We start from the raw sequence: 10,626 nt of genomic DNA, 5'->3' as shown, positions 1-10,626 counted from the left end.
TCAGTATAGTTGAGCTTATTATTGACTAGAGTCATGCTCCTCTGAGGAGCTAGCTAAGAATCTACCACTTTCGGGGATCGGTAGCGGCAAAATGGAAAACTTTCTGAAAGCTGTCTGGTGTAAAGTTTTGCTGGGGATGGTCAGCAGGCGTTAACATTCCGTAACTCTCTGTGTCCCGTCCTGGATCCCCCAGGTTTCATATACTAAGGGGCAGGAGTGGCAGAGGGTGAGGATGACTCCCCAGAGTTGGCTGGTGGATGCAATCTGGCTGGACTACCGCTTGGCAGTGGCGCTGACGGTGGTGATGCCATTGCTGCTGCTGATTTGGGCTTTTGCGGTGGGGTTGCGGCCCTTGATTCAGCTATTGATCGTTTATTGGCGGGTATCGAGCCTCTTGGCGGTGACGGTGTACCTGATGATTGGGGGCCTGCCCGTCAGCTTTCTCAGTGGAGCAATGGCGCGGCTGTTGATCTTGGTTTGTCTTTGGTTTTGGCGGGACTGGAGTGCTGCTCTCGAGCAGTCGAGAACCTGGGCGGCGCGAGCCTTTTTGCTCTGGCGGTGGGGCCTGACTGGTTATATGGGGGCCGGGATCCTCTTTTCGGGGGCCTTTGTGCCCTGTGCTTTCCGCACTTCTCTGCCAGAGGAGTGCCGGGCTTGGTTTGGGCCACCGCTGGGGTTTCGGGAGATCTTCCATCCCAATGTATCGCCGGAGCTGCTGGGGAGCGTGGGGGCCTGGGGGCTGGTGGCCTACCTGCTCTACAGCCTCTACTTTGTCTGGCGGCTGCGACCCGGAACTGATAAGGGGGAACTGGAAGCATGAGGGCCCTGCCTTGGCCCTTGGCCTTGGAGCGCTATAGCCAAGACCACCCGCAAGAGGTGCTGCGGGTGGAGGTGGAAAGCGAGGGAGAGTCTGATCTGGTGCTGATCTACCGCGGCTACAGCAGCTCCTTGCGCCGACCCACTCCCCCCGATCCCGAAGCGGCGGTGATCCCTCCCCAGGCCCGCTTTTTGCAGTTGGAGCGCTTGGCTGCCCCCTATCACCCCGATCGCTCACGGGTTCTGGCTGTCTATCGCAACTGGGGAGAGCTAACAGCATGGCTGGCCCAAGAAGGGATCCCGGTGGCGGAGTAAGGGATCCCTGGCACCTACCGCCCCACAGGGCTGGGTTGCCGCTGGAGAATGGTATATTCTGCCGGCTGCAAAAGCGAGCGTCCTGTCATTTCGGGGGGCTGAGGCAGGCCCAAGATCTCCAGCAGGGTGGGGGCCACATCGGCCAAAGTGCCGTTGGAGCGGAACTTGACATCGCCGCCACAGCCGGGGATTTTGCGCCTTTCCCCCTCCACCAGAATGCAGGGAACGGGGTTGGTGGTGTGGGCCGTCCAGGGGTTGCCGTTCTCATCCCACATCAGCTCGGCATTGCCGTGATCCGCCAGGATCAAAGTGGTGCCTCCTGCATCCACCACTGCCGCCAGCAACCTGCCCAAACAGCGATCTACCGTCTCCAAAGCGCGGATGGTGGCTTCGTAGTTGCCGGTGTGGCCCACCATGTCGGGATTGGCATAGTTGAGCACCACCAGGCTGTATTCGCGGCGGGCGATGGCCTCTATCGCTTTGTCGGTCACTTCCACTGCCGACATCTCCGGCGCCTGGTCGTAGGTGGTCACCAGCGGGCTTTGCACCAGGATGCGATCTTCGCCGGGGAAGGGCTGCTCGATGCCGCCGTTGAAGAAGTAGGTGACATGGGCGTATTTTTCCGTCTCGGCAATGCGCAATTGCTTGAGGCCGGCCTCGCTCACCACTTGGCCCAGCAGGTGATCCAGGTTCTGCGGCTTGAAAAGCACCTGCACCGGCAGCTCCGCCTCGTACTGAGTCATGGTGATGAAGGTGAGATCCGGCAGCAAGGGGCGCTGAAAGCCTGAGAAATCTGGGCAGACAAAGGCTTGGGTAAGTTGGCGGGCGCGATCTGGGCGGAAGTTGAAGAAAAGCACTGCATCTCCCGGCTGCACAGCCCCCGGAGCCAGGCGGGTGGGCGGGATGAACTCATCTGTGAGATCCTGGGCATAGAAAGCTTCCATCACCTCCGCGGCGCTTTGTCCACGGCCAGGGCCGTCTTGGGTCATGATCTCGTAGGCCTTTTGGGTGCGCTCCCAACGGCGATCCCGATCCATGGCGTAGTAGCGTCCGCTCAGGGTGGCGATGACGCCATTGCCCAGCCATTGCAGCTCTTTTTCCAGGGCGGCCAGAACCCTGGCACCATCGCGGGGCAAGGTGTCGCGGCCATCGGTGATGGCGTGGACATAGGCCGGAATCTCAGCCTGGGCCGCCAGCTTGAGCAACCCATAGAGATGGTCGATGTGGGAGTGAACCCCCCCCTCGGAGCAAAGGCCAACGAAGTGAAAACGGCCCCCTCGCTCTCTGAGCTGGCGACAAACTTGCATCAACAAGGGATCCTGGAAAAGGGATCCTGTCTCTATCGCGTCGCTGATGCGCACCAATTCCTGCGGCACCACCCGCCCTGCCCCCAAGGTCAGGTGCCCGACTTCAGAGTTGCCCATCTGTCCTGCCGGCAGGCCCACGGCCCGACCCGAAGCTTGCAGCAGGGTGTGGGGATAGGCAGCCCAAAGGCTATCCAGGACAGGGGTTTCCGCAGCCAGCACCGCGTTGCCATCGAGAGCATCCCGATAACCCCAGCCATCCAGGATCACCAAAACCACAGGTGCTACCGATTGCGAATCCATGAAATGGCCTCTCGTTTTATTTAAGACATAATACCAGCCCAGGCAACACGATACCGGATCTTACATTTGCGCTCAAGATTTCAGTATTATCAATCTTCTTTTGAGAGGATAAGGAAGTGCCTGCACAGGCAGGATGGAGTCTTTAGAGCCAACTCCTATGGACAACTGTGCTGCGGTCAAGAGTATTTCTGCGGATGAAATTGCAGATGGGATCCTCAGGGGCTGGGCTGCAACCGTTTGCGCAGAGACTCCGAGCGCCGCTTGGCAATGGCATTTCGGGGATCCAACTTCAGGGCAGTTTCGTAAGCTTCCAGGCTTGGGCCATAGAGATTTTTCTTCTCATAGGCATGGGCCAGATTGTTCCAAGCAGTTACATAACCGGGATCCGCAGCCACGGCATCCTTGTAGTAACGGATGGCCAAGTCGTACTGCCCCTGGCTGAAGTAGGCAAAACCGAGGGCGTTGCAGACGGGGGGAATGTTCTCCCCGGCCACTTCTAGGGCTTTTTTGAGCTGGGCAACCGCCTGGTCGTAGAGGCCTTTTTGCAAATAGACGCTGCCCAACTCGTAGTGCTCCTGCGGGGATCCCTTGCCTTTGCTCAGGCGGGGCTGCAGCTCACGGATGACCTTTTCCTGGGCCCGTACCCGCAGCACCTCGCGCAGGACAAAGAAGCCCGCCACGCCGAGGATACCGGCCAGAGCCACCAAATACAGGAGGGGAACGTTAACGCCCATTTTGCTTGCCCCACTTGCCTGTGATGGGTCTTGCCGGCGTCACGCCTGCAGGTGAGCCTCGATAAACCAAAGATCTTTGTCAATCTGGCGCGAGATCTCGGTGAACAGGTCTGCTGTGTCGGCATCCCCCAGTTCGGTGGTGCGGTCAATGTTGCGGCGGACGGAAGCTGCATAGTGAGCGTAACGGGCTGCCAAAGCCTGCAGGTGATCCCGACCCTCTTCAGCGGCCAGATCGTACTCCGGCAAGGTGGAGGTTTGGGCAACGATGCGAGCCGTGCCGCGGGCGATGCCCCCCAGCGCCGTAACCCGTTCCGCCAGCATGTCCACGTAGTTTTCCAGGGTGCTGGCAAAAGTGTCGAACATCTCGTGCAAGGCGATGAAGTGCATGCCTTTAACGTTCCAGTGGGCCTGTTTCACCTGCGTCTTCAGATCCAACGTGTCTGCCAAGGACTGGTTGAGCAGCTCCACCAGTTGCGCGCGAGCCTCTGCCGGCAAGTCGATCCGGGTGGGGTACAAACGGGTTTTCTCGGCGGTAACCATGCCTAATCTCCTAATTGTGTTTCCATTATCGGGGATCCGCTTCGGCTTCCCAACTGAGCCCATGGTAACACAAACTCAAAATGAGTATGAGTTAGGGGGCTACTTACCGATGCAGAAGCGGCTGAAAATCTGATCCAGCACTGATTCTGAGATCTCCTCGCCGGTGATCTGGCCAAGGGCATGTAGGGCGCCCCGTAGGTCGATGCTCCAAAAGTCCAGGGGGAGCTGAGCTTGGATGGCCTGCCCCACCTGTTCCAGGCTGGCTTGGGCTTGTCGGAGGGCAGCGGCCTGCCGCTGGTTCAGGCTTATCTCCAGATTGGGCTGGGGACGTCCCTGGGTGACGAGCTGCTCCAGGGCTCTTTCCAGCTCCGGGATCCCTTTCCCTTGGGCGGCAACGGCGGGGACGCGGTGGGCAATTTCGGGGGGGAGGGGGATCCCCTCTGGCGGGGCGAGGTCGGTTTTGTTGATCACCAGGATGAGGGGGCGATGGCGGATCGACTCATAGATGGCAGCGTCGGCAGCCGTCCAGCCCGCTTGGGCATCGATGACCAGTACCAGCACATCGGCAGCCTGGGCTAGGCGTTGGGAGCGCTCCACCCCCAGCCGTTCCACCGGATCTTCGGTGGCGCGGATGCCGGCAGTGTCCAGCAGTTGAACGGGGATCCCTTTCACCACCAGGTGGGATTCCACCACGTCGCGGGTGGTGCCGGGCAGATCGGTGACGATGGCCCGATCCTGTCCTGACCAAGCATTGAGCAGGCTGGACTTGCCCACATTGGGCCTCCCGACGATGGCCACCTTCACCCCGGTGCGCAGCAGTTGTCCCCGTTCTGCCGTGGCCAGCAGAGCTTGGATCTGGGTTTGTATAGCTTGGAGCCGGGCCTGCCAAGCGGCAACATCCAAGGGGGGCAGATCCTCTTCAAAGTCGAGGCGAGCCTCAATTTCTGCCAACAAACTCAGCAGCTCCTGGCGCAGGGCGCGAATGGATCCCCCTAACTTACCCTGCAAGCCTGCTAGGGCCATCCGGGCCGCCTGAGGGGAGCGGGCCGCCACCAGATCGGCCACACTCTCGGCCTGGGTGAGGTCAATGCGGCCATTCAGAAAAGCGCGCAGGCTAAACTCCCCCGGCTGAGCCAGCCGCGCCCCCTGCCGCAGGCATTGTTGCAACGTGGCCTGAACCACCATGATGCCACCGTGGCAATGCAGCTCTGTCACATCTTCGCGGGTGTAAGAACGGGGGGCCTGCATCCAAACGGCCAGCGCTTCATCTAGGATTTGGCCTTTCTCGTCGCGGATCCAGCCGTAGAGGAGCCGATGGCTCTCCCAGACTGCGTTGCGGCGGGCAGGGGTAAAGATGGCTTGGACAATGGGAAGGGCTCGTGACCCGGAAAGGCGCACAATCCCCACGCTGCCCTGTTCAGGCACCACCGCAGTGGCAATGGCAGCGATCGTATCGGCCAGGGGCGCAGTCGGATCCATCCCAAATAGAGCCCTGAGGAAGTTCGAGCAGCCGTTGGATTACAGCTCGGCATCCACTGGATTACAAATCGACATTCAAGTTAAAAAGCCACGCCCTCAGGCTGAGGGCAAGGTAGCCTGACAGTGGAAACAACGCTCCTCCCAGTCTTTATGAAGCCGCTACGCACGTTTAAGGTCACTCCCTACCTGCCTACTCCGCTGGAAAGTCTGCGCTTGTTGGCTTACAACCTGCATTTTAGTTGGAACGTAGAAACCCGCAGCCTATTCCGGCGCATGGATCCGGATCTGTGGGATGCCTGCAGCCACAACCCGGTGGCTCTTCTGGGCCAGATTCGGCAGGAACGGCTGGATGAGTTGGCGGAGGATCCCGGCTTTTTGGCCCAGTTGGAACGGGCCAGCCAACAACTGCAGAGCTATCTGCAGGAAGACACTTGGTACCGCAAGTATCGTTCGGCCCAAGCGGTGGAAGGGGAGTGCTACGCCTATTTTTCGGCAGAGTTTGGTTTGGCGGATTGTCTACCCCTCTACTCAGGCGGCTTGGGGGTTTTGGCCGGGGATCACCTCAAGGCGGCCAGCGACCTGGGCTTGCCCCTGGTGGGTGTGGGCTTGCTCTACCAAAAGGGGTATTTCCGCCAGTACCTCAACCCCGACGGCTGGCAGCAGGAACGCTACCCAGTTAACGATTTCTTTAACATGCCCCTGGAGCTGCAGAGAGATGCGGAGGGCCGCGAAATTCGCATTGAGGTGGATTATCCCAACCGCAAGGTGTTCGCCCGCATTTGGAAGGTGACGGTGGGGAGGGTGCCCCTCTATCTTCTGGACACCAACATCGAGCCCAACAGCCAGTACGACCAAGACATCACCGATGAGCTGTACGGTGGCGACCAAGATCTGCGCATCCACCAGGAGATCATGCTGGGGATCGGCGGCGTGCGGGCTTTGCGCGCCCTTGGCATCCATCCCACCGTCTACCACATGAACGAAGGGCACTCGGCCTTTTTGGCAGTAGAGCGGATTCGCCTGTTGATGGTGGAGCAGGGGCTGAGCTTTGAAGAGGCCTGGCAGGTGGCCAAGTCCAGCCAGATGTTTACCACCCACACGCCGGTGCCCGCCGGGATCGACCTATTCCCGCCCGACAAGATCGATTACTACCTCGGCTTCTACTACAGCCAGATGGGCCTGAGCCGGGAGCGCTTTTTGGCTTTGGGACGGGAAAATACTGGCGACTTCCAATCTCCCTTCAGCATGGCAGTGCTGGCCATCAACATGGCCTCTTTTGTGAACGGTGTGAGCAAGCTGCATGGGGCGGTTTCCCGCAAGATGTTCAGCCGGCTGTGGCCTGGGATCCCGCTGGAAGAAGTGCCGATTACTTCCATCACCAACGGGGTACATGTCCGCACCTGGGTGGGGGAGGAGAACCAAGCCCTCTACGACCGCTACCTGGGGCCGGATTGGGCAGAGGCTCCTCCTTCGGATCCCCTCTGGCAAAAGGTGGATCGGATTCCGGATGGGGAATTGTGGCGGGCCCACGAGCGCAGCCGCTCCCGCCTGATTAACTTTACCCGCGAGCGCTTGATGGAACAGCTCCAGAAACGGGCTGCCTCAGCGGCTGAGATCCAACGGGCCTCTGAGGCCCTCAACCCGGAGGTGCTTACCATTGGGTTTGCCCGCCGCTTTGCCACCTACAAGCGGGCCACCCTTTTGTTCCACAACCTGGAACGGCTCAAGGCTTTGCTCAACCATCCTCAGTACCCGATGCAGTTTATCTTTGCCGGCAAGGCCCACCCCGGCGACATACCCGGCAAAGAGCTGATCCGCCAAATTGTGCATGTGTCGCGGCAGCCGGAGTTTCGCCAGCGCTTGGTTTTCATTGAGGACTACGACATGTATGTCACCAGCTTGATGGTGGCCGGGGTGGATGTGTGGCTGAACAACCCCTTGCGCCCCCGGGAGGCCAGCGGCACCAGTGGCATGAAGGCGGCAGCCAACGGTGGACAGAACCTCAGTATTTTGGACGGCTGGTGGGACGAGGCTGACTATTACCAGACCGGCTGGCCCATTGGCCGCGGTGAGGAGTATGAGGATCGCGCCTATCAAGATGAGGTGGAGTCGAATGCCCTCTACGACCTGCTGGAACAAGAGGTTGCCCCTCTCTTCTACCAGCGCGGCAGCGATGGCCTACCCCACCAGTGGATCCAGCGCATGAAGCAGGCGATTCGCCTCAATTGCCCCCAGTTCAGCACGCAGCGCATGGTGCTGGAGTACGTCCAGCGAGCCTACATTCCTCTCAGCAACTACTTCGACCGCATGCGCCGTGACCACTTTGAGTCGGCCCGCCAGTTCGTTCGTTGGCAAAACCACCTGCAGGAGCATTGGTACAACATCCAGGTTCTCAACGTCCAGATCGAAACCCCGAAGAAAGCTGCCGCTGCCGGCCTTGCCTTGGCACAGGATGACCAAGTGGTGATGGCCAGGGATCCCCTCACCGTGACGGTGGAAGTGCGGCTGGGATCCCTGCGACCTCAGGATGTGATCGTGCAAGCTTACCAGGGGCCGGTCAATGATGAGGGCCAGATTCAGAAGGGACAGGCGACCCCCCTGCGCTATGTGGAGACGCTGGAGGATCGGGCCATCTTTTCCGGCCAGATTTGCTATGAGGCCAGCGGCTTGCAAGGGTTAGCCATCCGCTTGCTGCCCTTTCACCCCGATATGCACGATCCCTATGAGCTGCGGTTGATGCTCTGGGCGTGACATACTCCCATCACTGACCCTACGGGTACAGTGTGGGCTTCTCACTTCATCGGGGAGCCTACGCAAGAACCCTCTGCGAGCAGACACGGGATGTCCCACCGTGTAGCTGCACCAGATTCCGGCAAAGCCGTTTTGTGCAACTACTCTCATCATACACCATGTGGGGGTCTCTGTATCCCGACACTGACGCTACGGGTACAGTGCGGGGCTTAGCTACCCCCACACCCCCACAAGCTAAAGGGTTGGGAGGAGCACGGGGATCCCCTTTCTACTCTTGATCCAAGTGAGCTACGGGTGAGCTACGGGAGCTTTTTGGGCTTGAGCTGTTCGGCGTTTTTCGCTGCCAAATCGGGCAGAATCAGAGAGAAGCTCGCGAGCAGATTAAAAAAACAGGATACGTTCGTAACAGCGGTGCAGAGCAGTATGTTCAGAGCCCACGACTCTGCCGGTTTGCGCCTTTTGATTGCGGTTGCCCTGTTGCTGGGGAGCATGGCCAGCTGGCGGCAGGATCGCCTTTTGGCAGTGATGGGCCTGGTGGGTGCAGCCGCCATCTCTGCCTTTACCCGTCCGGCCATCTTGGCCTACAACCGTGGTCGAGAACGGTGGCTGAACCGGGATTTGCCGGGGGCTATTGAACAGCTCAGCTTGGCTCTGCAGCGGGATCCCTGCCTGGCCAACGCCTACATTTTGCGGGGAGAAGCCTACTTTGCCCTCGGCCAAGTTCCCCAAGCCTTGGAGGATTTCGGCCAGGCGACCCGGTTGGCCCCACGCCGTCCAGAACCCTATTTTTACCGCGGGCTGATTCGTCAGTCTCTCGGGGACCTCCAAGGAGCAACGGCGGAGTTTGCTGAACTGGTGCGCCTACACCCCAACGTCCCCCACCACCTCAGCTTGGCCAACCTGCTCGTGCAACAGGGATCCCTGCCTTTGGCCCTAGCTCATCTGGATGAAGCCATTCGCTTGGATCCCACCTCAGCGCTTGCCCATTCCCAGCGGGCCCGTTTACACAGCTACCTGGGCACCTGGGAGGCGGCTTTGTCCGATTGGTCGCAGGCTATTGACTGGGATCCCAGCCCAGCCCACTACTACCAGCGGGGTGTGGCTTATGCCTGTGGTGATCACTTTGACGAGGCCATTGCCGACCTCAGCCGCAGCCTAGAAAGAGAACCCCAACAGCCCAACGTCCTCTACAGCAGGGGCAACCTTCTCTATGCGCTGGGGGAGATCAAAGCGGCTTTAGATGACTACGAGCGGGCCTTTCGCCTGGAAGCGGATATGAACCGCATCGACCTCTCCGACGAGTATGGCTTGTACGGACGAGGGCTGGCCTACTGGAATATGGGAGATAAAGCAACAGCTTTTTCGGATTTGCAGGCAGCTTTGCAGGTCAGCCGCCGACATCACAACCTGGCCTTGGAGCAGCGGGTACGCCGGTCTCTGCTGCAACTGAGCGATCCCGACTGGGATCCTGCGCAATCTGCCTAGCGGGATTTGATTGATTGATTTGCAGGTGCCTCCCCTGACGCTGCAACTCCACGACGCTGCCGCTGAGGCCCAGATCCCGAAACGCCTGCAGCCACTGAAACGGTTTTCTGTTCCTGAGGCAGCGGGGGGTTGAGACCGAAGCAGTAGCCGACATTGCGCACTGTGTGGATCAAGCTGGGCTGGCGCGGATCCCGTTCCAGCTTTTTTCGCAACGAGAGGATATGGGTATCGACGGTGCGAGGGTTATCGGTGGAATCCGGCCATGCTCGCTCTAGTAGCTCTAGACGAGAGACGGGATCCCCATCCGCCTGCACCAGCACCATCAGCAGGCTAAACTCCTGAGGCGTGAGGTCGATCCCTTCCCCAGCCAAGGCGACGCGCCGTTGCACCAGGTCAATTTTGAGATCCCCGTACTGCAGAAAGGTAGGGGGGATATGACGCTGTCGCCGCCGAGCCAAGGCTAGAAGGTGGGCATCCAGCAGTTGCATACTAAAGGGCTTGGTGAGGTAATCGTCCGCTCCTGCTTCTAGGCCGGCGATAATGTCCGCTTCGGATCCCCGGTGGGAGAGTAGCAAAATCAGCAGATCGTACTGGCGATGGGCCCACCGGCACAATTGCAGCCCGCCGCGGTTGGACAGCTCCGCATCCAAAATCAGCAGGTGAATGGGCTGGTGTTGCAGCAGAGTCTTTGCTTGGCGAAGGGTCTCTGCTTCCCAAACTTGGTGTCCGGCCTGTTGCAAATGCCAACACAGCAAGCTGCGCAGATGAGGGTTGCCTTCTGCCAGCAAGATGTGCAAGGGTTGCATGGCTGTTCGGTTGGGATCCCGCCCACATCATAGTGCTCCGCACCGCTACCGCGACAGTGCTATGCCTCCGGCACCCTACCGGGAACCGCACCG

Annotated in this window: 9 protein-coding genes; 4 read left to right on the top strand and 5 right to left on the bottom strand. The window is 59.7% G+C overall.

What is annotated here, in order from left to right; all coding sequences use genetic code 11:
* Window positions 1–232: 232 nt before the first annotated feature.
* Together NW843_RS11415 and NW843_RS11410 are read left to right on the top strand one after the other, a co-directional pair.
* Window positions 233–820 carry a DUF3177 family protein gene (locus NW843_RS11415; RefSeq protein ID WP_011434226.1) on the top strand — a complete coding sequence of 196 codons (588 nt, stop codon included), beginning with the start codon at window positions 233–235 and terminating at the stop codon, window positions 818–820.
* Window positions 817–1,131 (top strand): hypothetical protein, encoded by a 315-nt coding sequence (locus NW843_RS11410; RefSeq protein WP_414522999.1) that lies wholly within the window; start codon window positions 817–819, stop codon window positions 1,129–1,131. The genes NW843_RS11415 and NW843_RS11410 overlap by 4 nt, the downstream gene beginning before the upstream one ends.
* A 14-nt stretch (window positions 1,132–1,145) precedes the next feature.
* Here the strand turns inward: NW843_RS11410 and gpmI are convergent, their stop codons facing one another.
* From gpmI to mnmE, 4 genes are all read right to left on the bottom strand, one after another.
* A complete protein-coding gene (gene gpmI / locus NW843_RS11405) occupies window positions 1,146–2,738 on the bottom strand; it encodes a 2,3-bisphosphoglycerate-independent phosphoglycerate mutase (RefSeq protein ID WP_414522998.1) in 1,593 nt (530 codons plus the stop codon).
* A gap of 215 nt (window positions 2,739–2,953) precedes the next feature.
* Window positions 2,954–3,472: a tetratricopeptide repeat protein gene (locus tag NW843_RS11400; RefSeq protein WP_414522997.1), complete on the bottom strand. Its 519-nt coding sequence runs from the start codon at window positions 3,470–3,472 to the stop codon at window positions 2,954–2,956.
* 39 nt (window positions 3,473–3,511) lie between these two features.
* Window positions 3,512–4,012, bottom strand: coding sequence for a DNA starvation/stationary phase protection protein Dps (gene dps, locus NW843_RS11395; protein WP_414522996.1), 501 nt, complete (start codon window positions 4,010–4,012; stop codon window positions 3,512–3,514).
* Window positions 4,013–4,111: 99 nt separating this feature from the next.
* On the bottom strand, window positions 4,112–5,491 hold the full coding sequence (gene mnmE / locus NW843_RS11390; protein WP_414522995.1) for a tRNA uridine-5-carboxymethylaminomethyl(34) synthesis GTPase MnmE: 1,380 nt from the start codon (window positions 5,489–5,491) through the stop codon (window positions 4,112–4,114).
* Between the two features lie 150 nt (window positions 5,492–5,641).
* On the opposite strand from mnmE, the gene glgP reads away from it, so the two are divergent.
* Together glgP and NW843_RS11380 are read left to right on the top strand one after the other, a co-directional pair.
* Complete coding sequence (gene glgP, locus NW843_RS11385; protein WP_414522994.1) at window positions 5,642–8,242, top strand: alpha-glucan family phosphorylase; 2,601 nt, start codon at window positions 5,642–5,644, stop codon at window positions 8,240–8,242.
* 423 nt (window positions 8,243–8,665) lie between these two features.
* Window positions 8,666–9,727, top strand: coding sequence for a tetratricopeptide repeat protein (locus NW843_RS11380; protein ID WP_414522993.1), 1,062 nt, complete (start codon window positions 8,666–8,668; stop codon window positions 9,725–9,727).
* Here NW843_RS11380 and NW843_RS11375 read toward each other — a convergent pair.
* A complete protein-coding gene (locus NW843_RS11375) occupies window positions 9,724–10,533 on the bottom strand; it encodes a response regulator transcription factor (RefSeq protein WP_414522992.1) in 810 nt (269 codons plus the stop codon). The genes NW843_RS11380 and NW843_RS11375 overlap by 4 nt on opposite strands.
* Between the last annotated feature and the right edge of the window lie 93 nt (window positions 10,534–10,626).

The sequence above is a fragment of the Synechococcus sp. R5-12 genome (assembly GCF_047502655.1).
In the GTDB taxonomy this organism is placed as follows: Bacteria; Cyanobacteriota; Cyanobacteriia; order Thermostichales; family Thermostichaceae; genus Thermostichus.
This window is presented reverse-complemented; position numbering and strand designations above follow the sequence as displayed.